This window comes from Enterobacter sp. HK-058-C-ECC (genome assembly GCF_047531125.1).
GTDB lineage: Bacteria > Pseudomonadota > Gammaproteobacteria > Enterobacterales > Enterobacteriaceae > Enterobacter > Enterobacter quasiroggenkampii.
In genome coordinates, this window is the sequence record NZ_JBLKCH010000002.1 from 704894 (window position 1) to 723090 (window position 18197).

Below are 18197 nucleotides of genomic sequence, written 5' to 3' on the forward strand. Positions count from 1 at the left end.
TCAGCTCCTGATCAAAGACGTGCCAGGGAACCCACCGAACGGCAGTTCGTTGCCGTCTCCATGCCGAAGCTTACAGGCCGTAAGCGTGCCGGGGCATTCATCTAGCGACGGATCGCTTACCGGGTTGTTGTTTTTATCGAAATAGCGGGTACCGGCATAGTCGCAGCCGTCGCCAGTGCGATATTTATTCCGGATGCACCAGGTACACAGGGAATGAAGCTGTCGCGTCGGGATCATTTGCCCCTGCAGGTCCATCGGGCTGGATAGCGTGAACTCAACCACTTCGTTGGTTTCACTACTCTTTGCATCGATGTAGAAAACCTTCAGCTTTTCCTGGGTCGGGTCAGCTGTTGGATTGCCGTCGGCAAAGTTAATCGCGTCAAGATATTTGCCCAGCGTGTCATGGATGGTCACTTTCGCCTGCAGCATATCGTCATAAGCCAAACAAAGAGCCGTAATGGAGCTATCAAGGTTAGCCACCGATAATTTTGGCTGGGCACTACTTCCACTGGTAGATGCCTCGATCCCCTCAATCTGACAGGGCCAGGCTTTATACTCCTCACCCTGCCACCAGATTGATTTAGCCGGGAGATTATTTTCGTCTCCCCCTGCTGCGACAATTTCCGCCTCAGTATGAGCCAGGTTGTAGCTGTGAAATCTCAGCACCTCGCCTGTACCAAAGGCCGTTCCATCGACCTCATAAAGCCTGACCGCATCGCCGGGCTCAAGCTTCTGATAATCTGCGTTTAAGCTCATGGTTTAAATGCCTGGATGAATGTTGCTTCAAGGTTGAATTTCCCCGCACCGAGCCCGGTGGGTTTATACGTTTCGCAACGATACAAACCCAAAGGCTCGAGCGGTGGCTTCCACTGAAAGGCTTTCGTTCCTTCATGCCTGTCGAGAAAAGATTTAATCGCTGAAATGTAGGTTTCGTTGCCAGTAAAATTGAGCGTCCATTGCTGGCTTTTAGGGTTTAATCCATCACCTGAAACCTGCTCATATCCATCGCCAAACTTGGCTTTCCTGACGCGGAAATTTGTATCAGCCTCAGCGTTAATCCGTGGGCACCATGTGAAAGTTTCGATGGCCATACTTATCGGTTTCCTTTCATTGCGTTCCAGATGTCACCGCCGGGGCGGATATCACGCATTACATTCTGCTTATATCGCTGATCGACAAATTTCCCGACCTCTGCACCAAATTGCTCAAGGCCTGGAGAGGTTTGCGTTGAGGTGTTGCCGTTACCATCGATAGTGATATAAACCTGTGGCGCCGACGATACGGACTGACCTCCGCTACCTCCGACAGCACGAACACCGAGAGAACCATCCGGTGCGCGGGTCAGCGGCATGATTGCCTCCGGACCAGCCTCGCCCATGATTCCGGCTCCGCCTTTTGCGAAAGCAAACATGGTGGGGTTCCTGACGATCCCATTACTGAAAGCGCTCAGGGATGGAGAGTCATAAACGCCGCCTTTGGCGTTAAACTGGAAGTTTGAGCCATAACTGGAAACCGCCGTACCGGTGCTGGCTGATGCTCCCGCCCCGCCTCCGAAGAAGCTGCCTACACTGCCGATGAGTGAGCCAAAGATGCCAGAACCGGAAGAGGCACCACCCATCGCGCTGACCACCGCCATCTGCAGAGCCACTTTTTCGATAATCTGCAGGACAGAAATTCCCCACGATTTCCAGCTAACCTTATTGCCTTCGAGCATTGAGGTGACATTACCAAACGCGCTGTCGAGGGTGGTTTTCACCCCGTCAGAAACCGTGCCGGATACGTTACTGATTTCATCAAACCAGTTGGCATAGCCGCGGGATACTCCGGACATCCAATCCGCTTCAGCTGCTGCAATAGCCTTGTATTTCTTATCCAGAGCATCAAGGGCTGCGGCGCGCTGCGCGATGGCCTCGGTACCGCCGTCCGTTTTAGCAAAAACACGGTCGATCTGTTGCGTCTCATCGAACCGGCTGCGCTGGCGATCGCTCATGCCTGCGGTTTCGGTTGTCAGCGTCGCCTCATCCCTGAACTTTCGGGCCGCTTCGGTTAAATCCTTCAGGGCATCCGCTTGTTCGCGCTGCTTGCGTACGTTCTCGTCGGCTTTTTGCGTCCATTTTGCCAGCTCTGCTGAAGATGCCTGGATTGCCCTGCGCTGCTCGTCGGTCCATTTAGTGCCTGCCTGGTGCGATGCCGCGTAAAGCTCGGAGGCTTTTTCGCCTTCCGTCGCCCTGACGCGTTGCACGTCGATAGCCACGCTCAGGTCGGCCATTTTCCGGGAATACTGTTCGGCGGTGCTGGCCGCTTCGCGCTCGGCTTTACTCTGTGCTTTCGAGGCGGCGGTAGAGGTTTTTTTTGCCTCCGCAGCCGCAGCATCCTTTTTGGCTGCCTGATCCTTGTTGTAGATGTACTGGGTGTAAAGCGCTCCAGTCAGCTGCAGGTCTTCTGCTTCATAGACGTGCTGCTGATGGAGTTTTTCTAATCCGCTGAGGCTGGCCAGCTCGTTATCGCGGCGTGAGCGCTCCAGTGCGGTTTGCTGTTGAGGCGTTGCGTTCGACAGAGAGACAACTGGCCCGGCATACTGCGGCGGCTTCGCGCCAGCGGTCGCTGACATTGAGCGGTTAAGCAGGTCATACGCACCTTTCAGGATTGAGACGGCGCCAGCCTGTTCGATAGCCTTTTGCGTGGCCAGATCACTGGCATTGTTTACCAGCTTCTGCGTTTGCTCGACTTTTGAGGCTGCCTGTTCGCGCTGGTACTCCAGCTGGTTCAGCTTGTCGGTCAGCTCAATGTTTTTGGCCGTGATGTCGGCCTGGTCCATGAAAGTGTTGATCAGGGTCAGCGTCGGATGGCGGTTGTAGTCCTGCTGGATTTGATCAACCGCCTTAAGGCTGTCTTTCACCTTCGCGATCTGAGAGTCGAGGTCGGCCAGGTCCTGTTTTTGCGCCTGTAAAGATGTACGGGCATCAGCCGCGGTCGAGCGCAGGCCAAGCACCGACATCTGCTGGAGCTTGGAGTTAATCTCGTCAAGGTTGTTGGCAAAACCTACCGCCTCACGGTGCACCTGCTGGGTATGCTGATAAAGGCCATACATCGCAGCGCCGGCACCGATAATCACTCCAGGCCAGCCACCGAGAATGCCAAGAACGCCACTACCCAGGCGGGACATCACCGAGGCTGTATTGGTGAGGTTATTAACGGCCGAAGCTCTGCCAGCAAGCGCCGTATTCAGTGATGCCTGAGCAGCAGCAAGATTACGCTCAGCGACAATCTGAGCCTCAATACTCGTCGCCGCTGCACGCGCCTGTTGAGCGCGGTAAACAGCCTGGCGACCAGCAGCAACGCTAACCTGAGCTCCACGGACCTGAGCCTGCGCCAGCGCGACCTCGGCGGCCGTATTAGCGAGGACTGCCCGGGTTGACTGAGCAACGCTGCCGACCATGTTGCCAAAATAACGAGCGAGGCCAACACCAACCAGAATACCGGCTGTATTTGCCACATCATCGATGTTATTCGCCAGACCATCCAGCACGCCGGATAGAGTTGATGATGCGCCGACGGCATCGTTCGCCCCGCCAACCCATGCTAGAAAGGCGTTTTGCACTTTCTGTGCAGATCCGCTGATTGATGCGGGAAGGGTGTCGAACTCTTTACGGAGGATCTCGACGTTGGTCAGCAGCGGGACGATCTTGTTGGTCGTCAGCTCGCCGTTGTTGGCCATATTTCGCAGGCCACCAACAGTGGTACCCAGCCCATCAGCCAGCAGTTTCGCCAGGCGGCCGCCGTTCTCCATGATGGAGTTAAATTCTTCGCCTCGCAAAACGCCTGAGCCAAGCGCCTGACTAAGCTGGGTAATAACCGAGCTTGCCTCTTCGGTACTGGCACCAGATAGCTTCAGTGAGGTTGCAACGGTTTCCGTAACTTTTGCTACGTCGGCAGAAGCATAACCAGCCTCACGCAAGGACTGAGCGATACGACTGTAAAGGTTGCTGTTTGCTTCGAGTGATGTTCCGGTGCGCTGGCTTATCTCCATCAGTACGCGCTGGGCTTGCACGTAATCTTCACTGGAAGAGGACGCCAGGCGAAGACGGCCATTAAGTTGATTCCATGTGTCGGCAAACGCGATCAGCTGATGCGTGGCAAATGCACTAGCCCATGCACCGGCAAGCCCGGCAGCAGAAGACCGAACTGTTGCAAGCTGAGCATTCAGCTCAGCCAAAGAACGCTGAGTTTCACGCGTGGCCGCTGCAGCTTTTTTCCCGCCCTGTTCCATAGTGCGGTAGTAATCGGTTCCCATGCGGGACGCTCTGGCGATCTCCGACTGGAAAGAAGAAGAGTTCGCCGAAATTTTGATGATTAGCTCGCGCAGCGTTGCCATATTTCACCCATAAAAAAGCCCGCAGCCGCGGGCATCAAAGACTGGACATCCATTCTTCAAGTTCAGAGACTTCTGCGCCTTCTTCCTGCTCACCCCATTTCAGCATCACGTCAGGAATGGTGAATTTCCCGCCCTGAGAGTTCAGCATTGCAACGGAGATCTGCGCCGCCTGAGCATCGGCGCGCCAGTCACCAATCGGACTGATGCGGTCGAACTCGATCCACATTTTGAGCTCGCTGGCGGTCATGGTCTGGCGCAGTTCGTGGAGAGTACGCCCCAACCGGAGCGCCAGCGACATCAGGAAGAAGGTCAGCGGCTGCTTTACTGCTTTCCCGCTTCTTCCTGGCTCATTCCGAGGTTGAGGGCCTGAGCCAACAGGCGGGAGTGCACAGGACCATAAATTTTGGATACCTGCTCCTGATCCTCATCGCTGAATACTCGCTCGCCGTTTTCATCCAGCAGAACGTCAATAAACAGAACCACATCAGCCTCTTTGTTACGCAGAAACTTTTCCGCCTCCGTCAGCGTCGGTGCCTCTTCGCCCTCGGCGAACTGGGGATTAACGATCTCCCGGAATTTCACCCAGGCATCGCCAGAGGGTTCACGCAACGTTACCTTTGCGCCATCCCATTCAGGGACCGTGATACCTTCTTTGGTGCGATAGGCTTTCGATGCTGTAAGCGCCACGTTGCGTAATGAATTCTGTGATGTTTTTTGCGGCATTTCATTTTTCTCTTGTTACATGATCGGAGGGATAAAAAAAGCGGCCGAAGCCGCTCAGGAACCAGACGCGTAGATGCGTTTAGGTTTGCCGCGTACACGCAGAGAATAGGTAGCGCCAACAACGGAAGAGGTTGCAGCAGACCATGAGCTCTGGCGCACCTCAACCAGCACGTAGAAACCGTTGCCAGACGGGAATACCACGCGCAGCGCGCGCAGTTCGTCATTTTCGTAAGCGGTCTGTAGTGCCTCCTGTGCTGCTTCATCGCCAACCCAGTTACGGGTAATGCTCATTTCAGCAGGCGCGGCGAGGCCGTTGGTTTGCTCCTGTTCAGTTGAGCACAGCGTGGTTACGTCGATATCCCCTTTCTGCCCGCCGGTGAAGGTGATCTCCTTTGTTGCACAGGCTGCTTCCAGCCAGGTAACACCAGCACCCGGGAAACCTGAGGCGTTAAAATCCTCGGCGGTTACGGGTGCGTCGGAGACGGCAAAGGTCATCCCCTTTGTGACTTCATACTTACTGGTCATGGTTTCTCCAGTTAAAAAAAAGACCGCCGGAGCGGTCTGTTATGGTGGGTAAAGTTAAACGGTTACCTGTAATTCGAGCGTTGCCCGGTGATAGCGCAGATCTGGCTCATAGCCCGGCGTTTTCACAATGCTTACCGGCTTCAGCACCTGCAGAGCATCAAGCGCCATATTCCTGATCGTGCGCGCTTCAGCGATGGTGCTGGAATAGACATCAACCTGCACAGAAACGGCAGATTCAGCCTGACCGCAAAGAACGTCTGCGGCCACGTCGGTAATAATCGAGAAAATTACCCAGGGCGGAGAGACTGAAGGCTTCCCGTCACTGCCGAGCGGCGCAACGTAGGGATAAACCTGCCCTCCGGCCAGCGGCGCCAGCAGAGGATAGAGATCGTCTTCCGTCATTTGCTTAATGCCTCGTCAATGGCCTGGTTCATGCGCCTGATTGCGACCTCCGTCGCCTGCTCCTGGCGTACATCGAACGCGGTACGAATGAACGGGTGCGGCGGCATGTTAACGGTACCCATTTCGACGAATCGCCAGTAAAAGGCATTTCTCGGGTTATTCGCCTTCATCGTGTTATCGCTGTTCCCGGTACGCGGGTTGACACCACGAATGTGGACACCGGAAGAAATGTCCCCGCGGCGGCGGCTTTTTTGGGTCACCACCACCACGTTTTTTTTCAGTTTCCCGGTACGCACGGGAGCGCGGGCGATCACTTCTTGCTTAAGCACTTCGGCTCCGGCGCGCGTGGCATCACGCAGAACCTTGTTGTTTTCAGCGCGGCTAAGCGCCTCAAGATCCTTTGCGATGTCATTCAGCCCGGAAAAATCGAGGCTCGTTTCAATCATTTTTCGGCCCCCTGCTTGCATAAAATTTCGAGCTGAACACCGCGAGAGTCAGGGATTGGTGGGCCAATGATATTCAAAATAGCGCCTTTGAACGGTCCGGTTTCAACCCTGAGTCTGGAAGCTGCAGAGATATCGCTACGAAATCGTGTCCATACCCTGATGGTGGCGACAGCGGTTTCAGCACCAGCGGCTACCAGCTCTCGCCCACTGATACCTTTTACTTCTGCCCAGGTTTCTGCGCCGTCGTGCCACGCTTCAACAGGCTGACCTGAAGGATCACGCGATGTTGTGATGTTCTGAATTACCACCCTGTCTCTCAGTCTTCCGGCCTGCATAAAATCCTCCTATACCCCGTAAATTCGGTATGGCTGCAGCAAGGCTTCAACTGCAAGCGGGACCTCTGCAACGGTCTGACCGACGGACACTGATTCTCTGTTGGCATACCAGTGTCCGATCAGCAGTAACATGGCTGCCTTAACATCATCATTCAGTAGAATCGGGTCCGGGTCGTCTGAATAGCCAGGGCTGCTTTCATTCTCATACAGCGTTCGCCTTGTCCATGTCTGGACGTATCGCTCCGCCGCTCCCGTGTATATCTTCAGCAGAGCATCATCGCCGGTAAAATCGGTATCAATGCGGCAGTGCTGTTTCACCACATTTTGATCAAGCATTTGCTTACCCCGAAAAAAGCGGCCCGAAGGCCGCAATATTTATCAGCTACCCGCGCCTGTGCGGAATGAACCGTACACGAATGCTTCAGGGCGTTTGACAGCCAGCGCCAGACGTTCCTCGCAACGAATGGTGATCATGTTTTTCTCGAAGTCGTCGGCGTTCTCCGTGGAGATCACCACGTTCGCATCTTCACGGTCGAAGATTTGCGCGCCAGCGTTGAATGCACCGGTCAGGAATTTGCCCTGGAAGGCTGCCGCTTCCGTTGCAACAACCGGCAGACCCCACAGAGTCGGGCCAGTCAGTGCCGCCGGGTTAGCCAGGATGTAACGGCCCAGGCTGTCTTTTGTCAGCTCGATCCGTGCCCAGTCAATGAAGTGAAGAACATGACCGGATGCCGGGAAACGCGCCAGCTGCGCCTGCAGCATTGCCAGACGCAGATCGTCAATCCCGCTCTGCTGTTCGACAGTGAACGCTGGATCAAACGCGGATGCCTGGGGAACGATGCCGTGCAGATGCACGCCGGTACCATCACCAAAGAGAATTTCCTGCTCTTCTGCATACTTCAGCCCGTAGCGCATTTCGGCATCTACGGTTGACTGCAACTGGGCGAAGTCATCCAGGATCTGCTTAGAGGCTTTGAACAGGTGGGCGACGGTGCTGACACCAGTGATTTTCGGGGTAAACTCAATTTCGCTGTATGGTTTCTGCGTATTTTCAGGAACCACTTTCGCGTTGTTGGTAAAGCCAGTCTGTTGCACCCAGAAAATAGCCGGGGAGGAAGTGCGACCTGGTGCAATCAGATCGCGGATGAACAGGCGCTGCTTCGGCGCCGTATCAATACCCGGCAGGCGCTGAGGCTCCACAACACCATCAGGAACATCCGCAGAAGTCAAAGCAGCCTTCACAGGGATGCTGATACGTTTGCCACCTTCAACACTGGCAGCAAAGGTTTTCAGCGCCTCAGCAGAGATCACCTGCTGGCCGATCGACTCCACAACCTGCTTCGCATTTGCCAGCGGCATCTGAGCTACATGCTGTTCGAGTTCACCCATTGCGGCCTTCAACGTTTTTTCTGCTTCACGCAGGGCGTTGAACTCAGTAGCCATTTTATCAACGGCCGCCTTTGTTTCTTCTGACAGTTTGCCAGACTTCTGCGCTTCTTTGACGGCTTCTTCTGCTTTCGCGTTGAACTTGCTGGTTGCTTCTTCAATGCTGGCAGTGACTTTTTTAAGAATATCGTTTACTTCAGACATAAAGGGTCCTTATTTGACTAACGCCGCCAGGGCGCTTTCAAGTGAATTGATGGTTTCAGGTTTGATGTCTTCGGCAGCGCCCGGCGTACCGTCGTTGGTGGTGACAGCGCCAGGCATGCCACCGGATAAGGCTTTAATGAGTTTTCTTCGCTCAGAGCGCGGTGTGTTGGTCTTGGCCAGCAATGCATCAAGTTTGCGAAGCGCAGCAGCAGGCGATTCGTCGCCGTCGCTGACCGCATCAGCAGAAAGCAGGCTGTCTGCCAGTCCCTTCGCCACAGCATCACTGCCACCGATATAGCTTTCCGCGTCCATCAGCTTCTGCACAGCGGCCATATCAAGGCCGGAGCGCGCCGCGTAGATGTCAGCCATAGCGGTATCGAAGGGTTCCAGTGACTGTGCCAGTTCTGCAAAATCATGGCGGTTTCCCATCGCATATACCCAGCAGTTATGGATCATCAGGAAGGCACCGCGGCCAATCTGAATATCATCCCCGGCCATCGCAATTATCGAGGCGGCGCTGGCGGCAATGCCCAGCACCTTCACCGTTACACGGCCTTCGTATTCGCGGAGCAGGTTATAAATAGCCAGACCTTCGAACATGTCGCCGCCCGGTGAGTTGATATTCACCGTGACGTCAGCGCCGTTCATAGCCCGAAGCGCACCGGCAATACGTTTAGCTGTTACCCCTTCGCCCCAGTAGTCCTGCCCGATAACATCAAAAACAGAAATGCTGTTATCGTCGGTGGCCGCCGCTTTGATCCCGCCGTCCCAGCGGTCCAGTGCGGACGGTAATGTTTCACAGGTAACGCGCGCGCAGGGGCGACCCGCCGGTGCTACCGGAAGTTGTTTTTTGCTCATCAGGAAAGTGCTCCTAAGCGGCCTGTTTCAGCGGAGATTGTTCAAAGGAAATATCGGGGAATACGTGGTTATGCAGCTCTCGCAGGGCCAGTGCCTGAACAGCAGGGTTGCTGCTTTCGAGATTTTTCAGTTGCGTCAGGTTGAGCTGAACGGTGTAAATATCGCCCCCTTCAATTGGCGGCATGTTCTCAAGACGACGAACGTCATTACGGGACATCCAACCGTTCTGCAATGCACTGGTGTAATAAGCAGCTCGCCCTGCGCTGTCAGCACGTAGCAGCCCCTCTACGGAAAATTCGGCAAAAAGATCCTCGTCTCCATTGAGCAGGCATCTCGCAATTTCCTGCTCAATATTAACCAGAAGCGGGCGCAAAGTGTGCGTCAGAAAAAGCAGGTTCATCCCTTCAAGGCTGGATGCCCAACTGCTCTGCTTGGTTGTATGTCCAACCATATATGGCGGGACACGAAACCAGCGGCAAATCTCCTCGATGCTGAAGGATCTGCTTTCAAGAAGCTGGGCCGCCTCAGGATTCATAGTGACGTTCTGGTACGTCAGTTTATTTTCCAGCACCATCAGCTTTCCGGCATTTTTAGAGCCGATAAAGGACTGAAGATTTTTACGCAGTCGATCTCGCTGTTCTTTCGTCAGCGCATTTTCAGATGAAAGAAAACCGGTACTCTGTAGCCCGTTTTCAAAGATTTTCGCAGCAGCCTCATCCACCGACATTGCCGCGCCGAAAACGTCAACTCCCGCCATGGTTGGCATCATTCCGCAGACACCATCAAGACCAAACCCCCTGATGTGCATCATTCGGTCTGGAGCTATGTTGCGCGGGATGCCATTTTCAGTGTACGTGTACTGCAGGCGACCGTTATCAAGGCGTTTAACAACCATGTTTTGCGGGAGCAGCGGCACCAGGGAGACCAGTTTCTGTCCGATAAACAGTTTTTCAACAAACGCATTTCCCCGCAAACAGATGCTGGCGACGATCATCAGCATGAAACGTGAAGGTGTCATTTCAGGGTTCGGCCTGCGGCACAATACCTGGTATACGACGTTGTTTTGCGCCAGCTTACGTGACCCATCAGCCTGCCGCTCATAGACACGCAGAGGTAGTGTTGATATAGACTCACTAAGAAGCCGCACACACGCCCAGACGGCAGACAACTTTATCGCTTTATCAGCGGTAACCACTTTTCCGCTGCTGCTGGTTCCGTACCACTCTCGCCAGAATTCACCTGTCGTAAGACCGATTGGCACGCCCAGCCAGTTTAATAGGGCGCTTTTTACTCGCCCTGGTTGCTTGTTCTTAGCCATCAGATACCCACTATGATCGGTTCATCAAAAAATCCATCAACATCGCCCTCTTCTTCCATATCCCCTTCAGATGCACCGATCGCCATGGCAGATGCCACCACGCCATCGATGCGGCCGGTGCTTTTTTTCTTGGCAAAGATACGGTTTTCTTTCTGATCAGCTTCTGTAACAGCAGATGCTGCGTTCCAGCGCAGGCAGGGATTGGTTTTGATGATGATGTCGCCGTCGTCCAGCCGCTGTTCGAATAGTTCGATAGAGTGCGGCATCCATAATCCTGACTCCTGGGCTTTGTAATACCCCTGACCATGAGGGATTAAAGGGACCGATACACTGGCCTCTTCCAGTTCTGGTTCAAGGTATTTAATTCGGTACTGGTCAAATGCGATCGCTTTGATAAAAAACATCTGGGATAGATCGGCTATTCGTTCAGCAACGAATCCGTACTTAACCGCTTTTCCTGGGGTGGTGTGAATGTATCCGTCCCGTTCCCAGGCGTCATAAGGCACCCGATCCGTTTTTGAGCGGTCTAAAAGAGTTTCTTTCGGGGTCCAGAATTCCACCAGCAGCTTTCTTTTTTTCGGGAAAAACAGCGCCAGAGCGGTAAGGTCCCTACTTCCTGAAAGATCGAGGCCGCCGTAGCATTCTTCACCCTGCAGTTCATGGAGATCGAAATCCTCTTCGCACCCCATCCACACATCGCTGCTCATCCATGGGTTATCAGCATCAACCCACTGGCAGAAGTTGAGACGGCGGACAATGCTCTCTTTCGACGGCATACCCCGCGCTTGCGTAACCTGCTCTCGCAGATACCTGTCTGTAAAAGTATGACCGAGAGACGGGTTAGCTTTCTTCCAGCACGATTCGTCCTTAAACGGGTCCTCACCTTCATCAAGCGAGCAGATGAATGAAAAGAAACTGTCATCCTCGATAGAGCCCTCAGCAACTTTTCGCCCATATTCGTGATAGTCGTAACAGACGCTGGTTTTGTCGTGGCCGCTGTTGGTGATCATGAAAATCAACGCCTGCCGACGGCCTTTCGTGCCAGCACGCATCATTTCAACAACCTGGTTATTTTTGTGCTCGTGGATCTCGTCAATCAGTGCACAATGCGGGCGCGGTCCGGACTGCCCGTCATCAGAGCTAATGGGCCTGAAAAAAGATCCGGTCTGCAGAAAAGCCAAATTCCACTCTTTACCGGCACCACCAGATTTATTGATTCGCTGCGCCAGCGCCGGTGACTGGTCCACCATCGCCACCGCATCACGAAACAGGATCATGGCCTGGTCTTTTTTCGTGGCCGCAGCATACACTTCAGCGCGTGGCTCTTTGTCTGCCACCAGGCAGTAAAGCGCTATTCCTGCTGCCAGCGGTGACTTTCCGGAGCCTTTCCCGGATTCGACGTACACCATTCGAAATCGGCGATGGTCATCCGAGTTTTTCCAGCCAAATATCGAACCCACGATAAAGCACTGCCACGGCAACAGAATGAAGGGCTTTCCTTCATGCTCACCGCCGTTGAGCTTCAGCACTTTAGCGAAAAAATCGATAGCGCGCTGTGCAGCTGCAGGATCCCATACCAGGCCGCGAGCATGGCATGACTCCAAATCTTTGAGGTGGCGTTTACAGGAATTCCGTATATCTGGTCCGGCAATTTCCTTACCGGAATCAACTTCCATCGCGTAACGCGTTGCGGGATCAACCGAAGAACTGGTTGAGCGGGTCTTCTTCTTTTTCTCCACCATCAACTTTTACCTTCGTTCTGGCGGCCGGGGTGAGACCGAATTCAACCAGGTAGCTTTTAAAACGGCGATCGGCATCTGCCAGCATGGCGACCGCCGGGTTCGCCTTAATCAAAAATCCGCCTTCTGTCTGCACGGTATAGGTTCGCCCCTCATCGGCGATTGTCAGGCGCAACTGCAGAATATCGGCGTAGATATCACATAGACGTTCGAGCGCCAGCGTATCGGCGATTGTCAAAATCCCCATACCGTCCAGCAGCACGGTGAGTTTTCCCCATGCAACCTTCCCCCAGTCTGTGAGGTGCTCAGGAGGGCTTGGTATTTCTCGCGCCGGAGTGGGCTCTTTATCGTTGAGTTTTCGTTTGCCCGGGTTGCCGGTTACCACTTTCAGGTGGGTCGGTTTCGGGCGTCGTCCTGCCATCGGAACCTCCCGGAAAAAAACTTTTCATTTCGCGGTTATGCACAAAAAGGATTGGCGGCGGTCATTCAGGGGCAAGACTATGAACTTTTGACCCGCCCCTCCCCTCCGCTCACGCAGATGGGAATTATTATCATTTGAACCAATGAGACGCTGGGTCGAGGGGGATGCCGCTCTCGTCACAGCCGATGATGGAGCCTCTCTTCTCCATTCTCTGCTTCGTTGAGTCATGATGCTGCTTGCACAGTCCCTGCCAGTTACTGCGGCTCCAGAAGAGCTTCTGGGCTTTGCTTATGGCAGCCGCATCACCAGAACGAAGCGCCTCTTTCAGTTTGTGAGGGGTGATGTGGTCAACTACCGTTGCAGCTGCCACCTTCCCCTGCTCCTGACACATCACACAGAGTGGATGGGCGCGAAGGAAAACAAGACGCTCTCTGTCCCATTTACTGCCGTAGATACGCGGTTCTTTATTCACGCCAACCTCCACGCCCGGCGGCGTTCTGTGCGTGGCGCTGAGTCAGGGTGACGCTCAACCGGTTTGCCGTCAGCATGGTCCACCAGCGAGTAACACGGATAAACCACTGCGCCGCCATAGGCATCACCTACGGCATAATCAGCTGGCTTGCTGTTGTCCCATCGAGAAAGGACTCGTTCAATATGCTGAGGGGGTACGCTATAGCAAACGCCGTGTATCAGCCTCTGTAGCGTGATGTAATCAGCCTGAGTCTTATCAGCAACAATCAGCCGCTCAGCTATCTGCATTTGATATTGAGGTGGTCGGCCAGTACCCAGGTAGAAACTCACCAGCGATTCCGGGAAGCGGTTAAGCCATTCACTAACCTGCTCAATAAAATCTGGAACAGGCAATGCGTCATCTTCGATTATTACTACCCGGCAATCCTGCCATGATGCCCATTCAAGCGCGCGGCGATGATTCCAGTTTGCGCCATGGTCTCCACTATCAATCAGCAGTACATCCCCTAGAATCCCAGCAAGACGCGATGCCTGCTTATATCTGGAATGGTGGCCGATAACCGCAAACTTCACTTGTGTTTCCACCATGCCGCCTCCTTACCGATCCCATCAGTTTTGAAAACGGTGTGCACATGAGGTCCGGTAATCACCTTTCCTGCGAATGAATGAGCGACAATACCGAACGCCAGCATGTCACCCACCGCGGCGCCAGCATGTTCTTTCTTCCAGAAACGATAACTCTCGATCCGGTAGTAAAGACGAATGATGCCGTGCGCGAACGCCATTACATCATCGCGAGTGCCACCCAGCAGACCAGCGTTAAGCATCACATCGTTGCGGTGCGCTTCAATGAATTCCTGATAGATACGCTCAGGATGATTCTGCTTTGCCCAGGCGTCAGCGTATGTCTTCGGCTCTGAACCGACATACACATTCCCGGGCTGCATTTCTTCCCATGGTGCGCGAAGCATTTCGACATCAGTTCCATCGGTACACCAGACGAACCGGTATTCATGGTGATCGCGCAGGTGCTGCCAGATATGCAGCCAGCGCCGGAAGTAGACATTCATCTTCACGTCAGGAACGAGATACAGCTCAACATCTTCCGGGGCCGTCAGTAATTCATCCACCAGCGCAATACGTCCACAATTCCGAAGCGAGGCCGCCCACTTGCTCAGCATGTCAGGTGAGGCCGTCATTTTCGTGCCGCGCTGAGGGTCAGGCTGGCTGGTCAGTAACGTAGTGATAACCACGTCGCGCTGACGCCGATATTCAACGTAACCGGTAAACCCGGTATCACGCCGTTGGTTGTGGATTTTTACGTTACGTTCCACCAGCGCCTGGCGGTCGGGCCTCGGTACTGAACGCTCTACGGCCTCATGCTCATCGAGAGAATGGATCAGCTTTTCTGAACCGACGATATCAGCGTAAGCCCACGTCGTGAGGCCAGCGTTATGAATCCGCAGGGCGAGGTCGCTATGTTCGTACATGCCGCGACCATAAACCGGATCGAATCCGCCAACCTTCTCGATGGCGCTGCGGTGGTAATAAAGCATCACGCCGCGCTGCCCGGTGTATGCAATATGCTTATCGTCCCGGTAAAGGACCGAAAGGTCATTCAGCTTGTTCGTGCCAGCAAGATCGAGAAACTGGTAAGCCAGGTGTGGCTCGGGTGATTCGATGTAAGGGAGGTGCCAGTTATCAGCGATAGGCCAGGCGTCATCATCCCATAAAAACAGATGCTCACACCCGGCATCCATCAGGGCTGACAGGCTGGCATTCTTCGAAGCAACAATGCCGAGTGATGTTTCATGGCGAAGCAGCTGCACGCCGTGGGGAACTACCGGTGCAGGTTTTGAACCATCATCGACTACCACCACCAGCGCGCCTGCTGGCAGGTGCTTCATATGCTTTTCGAGTGCACGTTTGAGAATGTCCGCGCGTTGGTGTGTGGAAATGGCAATTCCGATCCGAGATGAAAGCGACCCGGTAGGAATATACTGGATACCGTCTATAGTGACATTCATCTCAACTCCGTGAATTTAACAATATTTTAAAAACTCCGGAAAGGATCTCCAGGTGTGGACAGGGTAAAATTCAAATAGGTGAGAAAGGATTTTTCCTCACTTAGGCTTATGCACAGCTCAATCACAGAGGTTAATGCTTATGACGAAAGGAACATTTACAGGCTGTCAGTTCATCAATAATGGAATAGGTATTGTTGCTTCTGGTGATGTACAACTTGAGGCGCACGACACTTTGTTTCAGGGAAACGGTAAGGCGGTGCTAATCGACTCAGGTATACCAGAAGAACTAGCGCCCCTGTTTAAAGAAGGCGTAGATATCAATAAAGTTCGCCAACTAATAGAAGAGACCCGACATACTCCAGACCCACATCCAGACAAAATTGCCAAAAAACTTTGTAAATCCGGCTTAAGTTCTTGGATAGCTAATGGCGCCAACACGGTAACAGTAGCCACCGCTATCATTGAGTTTGTTAAGTTTCTTGCACGATAATTAACGCTCCCCCCCTCGGTATGATTTGAATTTTATTACCTTTCCGTGGGGGGTGTTTTTAATGAGTATTACAATTTTTCTGCCACGCTTTGTTATGCGCCAGGATGTCTTTCTTCGTCTGGCGGTCCATAACGTCGATGTCGTGATCAGTCAGGTAGATTGGCTTTACCCAGTCGCAGGCGGTATCAACCACCACCGGGACGCTTCCACGTGTTACGCAGCTCGCTATCAACATAGTCATCAGGCATGCGGTTAACAGTCTGCTGTACATTGCTGGCCTCTTTGGTTGTTTCTACCCGGCGTTCGGCTACTGCTTGAGTGGCTGCGGCCTTTTCTTCGGTACGCTGCTGGTCTGCTTTGGCTTCCGCTTTGCTGGTGCCGCGTGAATGACCCAGGCCAAACGCGGCGGCAATAGCAGCAAACACCGCGACAACGAGTCCGGTAATCATCTCAAGCGTCATATAACCACCCGCTCCTTTACCCAGCCATAAACAAACGTCTCGTTCGCGCTGCGCTGTTCTGCCAGTTCGAGATAACGCTGACCCTGGCTGCAATTCAGGGCACGGAGCATAACCAGCTCGCCCTCTTTTCCTCGCCGGGAAAGATAGCTTTTTAGCGCGCTGATAGTACGCGGACCGATAAAACCATCTGCAATCAGATCGGGATAGAGCGTGCCCTGAATGTTGAATACGTTCAGCCATCGCTGGAACCATTTGGTCTGAACCGATGGGCCCATGTTAACGCCGGTATCGCACAGTTCTGCCGCGATGGCTGGTGATACCTCAGAAACAAGATCAAAGCGTGGCCCTGTCCAGTAGTCAGCCGTCAGGATATCCAGCGCCTGTTGGCGGGTCAGCTTCCGCATATCCCCGTTGAATCCATGGGCGCGAGCTACCGCTTGTGTAATCCCCCAGTTAGTTGGGCCGCCCTTGTCGTCAGGGTGATTAACGTAGCCGCCCTCTTTACCGAGGATGGAATTAAAAATTTCGTCTTTGGTCATGCGAAAGCCTCAGCACATCAACCAGGCGCGCTACGTTTCCCCGAGCCCAGAGAACGGCGGCGCATATAAGGACGTTCACCAGCACCACAAACCAGTGGGATTCATGGTACAGGCCGAACAGGTAACGGAAAGGGACGCTGGCGTATACCAGCACCGTGAAATAAGCCATCAGCGATATCAGAGGGCGATGTCTCGCCCCGCCGCGCTGGTAGAACATCAGGGCAACGACAATGACTCCACAGATAAGAGCGTTTGCCATTGCACTCGGATCACTTGTTACCATTGCTGGCCCCTCCTCCACGTAAGCGAGAGAGAATTCCAAACAGGCTGCCCAAATCCTGACTGTTAACGAACGTCAGCAGCTTGATCGCCACCGCAGCAACGATTACCGCACCCAGCGCATCAAGCGGCCTGTCGCTGTAGCCCGTCCACTTTGAGAAGTACGAACCAAGCAGAGGCGCACCGATAACACCGAAGATGAATGATGTGATGAAGTAGCCCACCAGCTTAAGGCGACTGATGTTTACCGCCGTAGCGACGTAGAACACCGCACCAGCGAATGCGCCGAACACCACACCGTAGTCTATGCCGGTTGCCAGGCCAAACATGCTGGCCCCCATCAGACCACCAGCCGCTACCGTAGTGCCAGAAACAGGATCGGACATTTATCCCCCTCTTATTGCCGTGACTCCTCTCAGAACGAGGGGAATAAAAAAGGCTGCCAATAGGCAGCCTCGATAAAGTATTGTTGATTAAATATTTTGTTTGGCTTTTTCCCAGTCCTCTTTTAAGAGTAACTGCATTGCTAAAACGAATTTATTCAGATTTTCATTTACTTTTACTGAATCCATTTCCGTTGACGTTTTAATCATATGTTCAGAATGAGTCTTAAGTTCTGACATTATTTCAACTATCTTGTCGTGGTCCTTTCTACTCGGGTTCAACATCATTCTTATCCGAGTTGACTGAAGTACTAGTTTAATAAATGAATCATTTAAAGCGTTTTTCGTTGAAGTTAACTGTTGCCCTGAAATTTTCGCGTGCACTTCGTAAACAAGTCGCTGACTCAGAACAATATTTTCATAAACTGTAGAGACGAATTCGGCAGAAGCCTCTCGCAGATCTTTTATCCAAACTAATCTATTAGCTGAAATTACTTGAGCTTTACGCCCTTCCTCAGCAATTGTGATTTGTGTCTTTCGACTTTCTTCAAAATCTTTAAACTGTTTATCCCTGTCTTCGCGCATGGTTCTATTATTGTTTTTAATTGACCACCAAGCAATTGCCGCAGGTATAGCTGAAGCGATGATAGCACCTACCACACTCGCTGTAATAGTATCCCAGCCAAAACCAGAATTAGTTGTCACATTAAGATGGGGTATTTTTTCAATTAATAACCCTAAAGAACCATTGAGCGGGAACGGAATACCTTGCCAAGCCATAACGCCTCCTTTTTGAGGCATCATAACAAAAAACC

Annotated in this window: 24 protein-coding genes; 1 reads left to right on the forward strand and 23 read right to left on the reverse strand. The window is 53.1% G+C overall.

The annotated features are described in order from the left end of the window. The 18 genes from ACMWJS_RS07460 to ACMWJS_RS07545 form a co-directional block, all read right to left on the reverse strand. The gene (locus ACMWJS_RS07460) at positions 1-756 is read right to left on the reverse strand and encodes a phage minor tail protein L (protein ID WP_414746861.1); all 756 of its coding nucleotides are present in this window, start codon (positions 754-756) and stop codon (positions 1-3) included. Further along, positions 753-1091: a phage tail protein gene (locus ACMWJS_RS07465; protein ID WP_048026877.1), complete on the reverse strand. Its 339-nt coding sequence runs from the start codon at positions 1089-1091 to the stop codon at positions 753-755. The genes ACMWJS_RS07460 and ACMWJS_RS07465 overlap by 4 nt, the downstream gene beginning before the upstream one ends. A gap of 2 nt (positions 1092-1093) precedes the next feature. Continuing rightward, positions 1094-4375 (reverse strand): phage tail tape measure protein, encoded by a 3282-nt coding sequence (locus tag ACMWJS_RS07470; RefSeq protein WP_414746862.1) that lies wholly within the window; start codon positions 4373-4375, stop codon positions 1094-1096. 34 nt (positions 4376-4409) lie between these two features. Further along, entirely contained in the window at positions 4410-4673 is a 264-nt protein-coding gene (locus ACMWJS_RS07475; protein WP_000050396.1) for a DUF4035 domain-containing protein, read from the reverse strand. A gap of 23 nt (positions 4674-4696) precedes the next feature. Then, positions 4697-5098: a phage tail assembly chaperone gene (locus ACMWJS_RS07480; RefSeq protein ID WP_414746863.1), complete on the reverse strand. Its 402-nt coding sequence runs from the start codon at positions 5096-5098 to the stop codon at positions 4697-4699. A 54-nt stretch (positions 5099-5152) separates the two neighbouring features. After that, positions 5153-5623, reverse strand: a complete 471-nt coding sequence (locus tag ACMWJS_RS07485) for a phage tail tube protein (RefSeq protein ID WP_000202242.1) — start codon at positions 5621-5623, stop codon at positions 5153-5155. A 54-nt stretch (positions 5624-5677) separates the two neighbouring features. Then, on the reverse strand, positions 5678-6025 hold the full coding sequence (gp17, locus tag ACMWJS_RS07490; RefSeq protein WP_414746864.1) for a tail completion protein gp17: 348 nt from the start codon (positions 6023-6025) through the stop codon (positions 5678-5680). Beyond that, positions 6022-6471 carry an HK97-gp10 family putative phage morphogenesis protein gene (locus tag ACMWJS_RS07495; protein ID WP_262153107.1) on the reverse strand — a complete coding sequence of 150 codons (450 nt, stop codon included), beginning with the start codon at positions 6469-6471 and terminating at the stop codon, positions 6022-6024. The genes gp17 and ACMWJS_RS07495 overlap by 4 nt, the downstream gene beginning before the upstream one ends. Then, positions 6468-6806: a phage head closure protein gene (locus tag ACMWJS_RS07500; RefSeq protein ID WP_045261729.1), complete on the reverse strand. Its 339-nt coding sequence runs from the start codon at positions 6804-6806 to the stop codon at positions 6468-6470. The genes ACMWJS_RS07495 and ACMWJS_RS07500 overlap by 4 nt, the downstream gene beginning before the upstream one ends. Before the next feature lie 9 nt (positions 6807-6815). Beyond that, positions 6816-7142 (reverse strand): head-tail connector protein, encoded by a 327-nt coding sequence (locus ACMWJS_RS07505; protein ID WP_414746865.1) that lies wholly within the window; start codon positions 7140-7142, stop codon positions 6816-6818. 42 nt (positions 7143-7184) lie between these two features. Beyond that, positions 7185-8396, reverse strand: a complete 1212-nt coding sequence (locus tag ACMWJS_RS07510) for a phage major capsid protein (protein WP_414746866.1) — start codon at positions 8394-8396, stop codon at positions 7185-7187. Between the two features lie 9 nt (positions 8397-8405). Continuing rightward, positions 8406-9254, reverse strand: coding sequence for a head maturation protease, ClpP-related (locus ACMWJS_RS07515; RefSeq protein WP_063217331.1), 849 nt, complete (start codon positions 9252-9254; stop codon positions 8406-8408). Positions 9255-9267: 13 nt separating this feature from the next. Beyond that, positions 9268-10572: a phage portal protein gene (locus ACMWJS_RS07520; RefSeq protein ID WP_414746867.1), complete on the reverse strand. Its 1305-nt coding sequence runs from the start codon at positions 10570-10572 to the stop codon at positions 9268-9270. Further along, on the reverse strand, positions 10572-12314 hold the full coding sequence (locus ACMWJS_RS07525; RefSeq protein ID WP_414746868.1) for a terminase large subunit: 1743 nt from the start codon (positions 12312-12314) through the stop codon (positions 10572-10574). The genes ACMWJS_RS07520 and ACMWJS_RS07525 overlap by 1 nt, the downstream gene beginning before the upstream one ends. Continuing rightward, positions 12268-12732, reverse strand: coding sequence for a phage terminase small subunit P27 family (locus ACMWJS_RS07530; protein ID WP_047174718.1), 465 nt, complete (start codon positions 12730-12732; stop codon positions 12268-12270). Before ACMWJS_RS07530 ends, ACMWJS_RS07525 begins: the two co-directional genes overlap by 47 nt. Positions 12733-12862: 130 nt before the next feature. Beyond that, complete coding sequence (locus tag ACMWJS_RS07535; protein ID WP_414746869.1) at positions 12863-13204, reverse strand: HNH endonuclease signature motif containing protein; 342 nt, start codon at positions 13202-13204, stop codon at positions 12863-12865. Continuing rightward, positions 13201-13791 (reverse strand): hypothetical protein, encoded by a 591-nt coding sequence (locus tag ACMWJS_RS07540; RefSeq protein ID WP_310834076.1) that lies wholly within the window; start codon positions 13789-13791, stop codon positions 13201-13203. Before ACMWJS_RS07540 ends, ACMWJS_RS07535 begins: the two co-directional genes overlap by 4 nt. Next, positions 13773-15230 (reverse strand): glycosyltransferase family 2 protein, encoded by a 1458-nt coding sequence (locus tag ACMWJS_RS07545; RefSeq protein ID WP_414746870.1) that lies wholly within the window; start codon positions 15228-15230, stop codon positions 13773-13775. The genes ACMWJS_RS07540 and ACMWJS_RS07545 overlap by 19 nt, the downstream gene beginning before the upstream one ends. A 139-nt stretch (positions 15231-15369) precedes the next feature. Here ACMWJS_RS07545 and ACMWJS_RS07550 point away from each other — a divergent pair, with 139 nt between their 5' ends. Next, entirely contained in the window at positions 15370-15720 is a 351-nt protein-coding gene (locus tag ACMWJS_RS07550) for a hypothetical protein (RefSeq protein ID WP_414746871.1), read from the forward strand. Positions 15721-15905: 185 nt separating this feature from the next. Here the strand turns inward: ACMWJS_RS07550 and ACMWJS_RS07555 are convergent, their stop codons facing one another. The 5 genes from ACMWJS_RS07555 to ACMWJS_RS07575 all read right to left on the reverse strand — a co-directional run bounded on the left by ACMWJS_RS07555 (position 15906) and on the right by ACMWJS_RS07575 (position 18162). Beyond that, on the reverse strand, positions 15906-16181 hold the full coding sequence (locus ACMWJS_RS07555) for a hypothetical protein (RefSeq protein ID WP_414746872.1): 276 nt from the start codon (positions 16179-16181) through the stop codon (positions 15906-15908). Continuing rightward, complete coding sequence (locus tag ACMWJS_RS07560) at positions 16178-16720, reverse strand: glycoside hydrolase family 108 protein (protein ID WP_334762360.1); 543 nt, start codon at positions 16718-16720, stop codon at positions 16178-16180. Before ACMWJS_RS07560 ends, ACMWJS_RS07555 begins: the two co-directional genes overlap by 4 nt. Then, positions 16698-17003 carry a phage holin family protein gene (locus ACMWJS_RS07565; RefSeq protein WP_414746873.1) on the reverse strand — a complete coding sequence of 102 codons (306 nt, stop codon included), beginning with the start codon at positions 17001-17003 and terminating at the stop codon, positions 16698-16700. Before ACMWJS_RS07565 ends, ACMWJS_RS07560 begins: the two co-directional genes overlap by 23 nt. Then, on the reverse strand, positions 16990-17385 hold the full coding sequence (locus ACMWJS_RS07570) for a phage holin family protein (protein WP_016063604.1): 396 nt from the start codon (positions 17383-17385) through the stop codon (positions 16990-16992). The genes ACMWJS_RS07565 and ACMWJS_RS07570 overlap by 14 nt, the downstream gene beginning before the upstream one ends. A gap of 87 nt (positions 17386-17472) precedes the next feature. Beyond that, entirely contained in the window at positions 17473-18162 is a 690-nt protein-coding gene (locus ACMWJS_RS07575; protein ID WP_414746874.1) for a hypothetical protein, read from the reverse strand. Between the last annotated feature and the right edge of the window lie 35 nt (positions 18163-18197).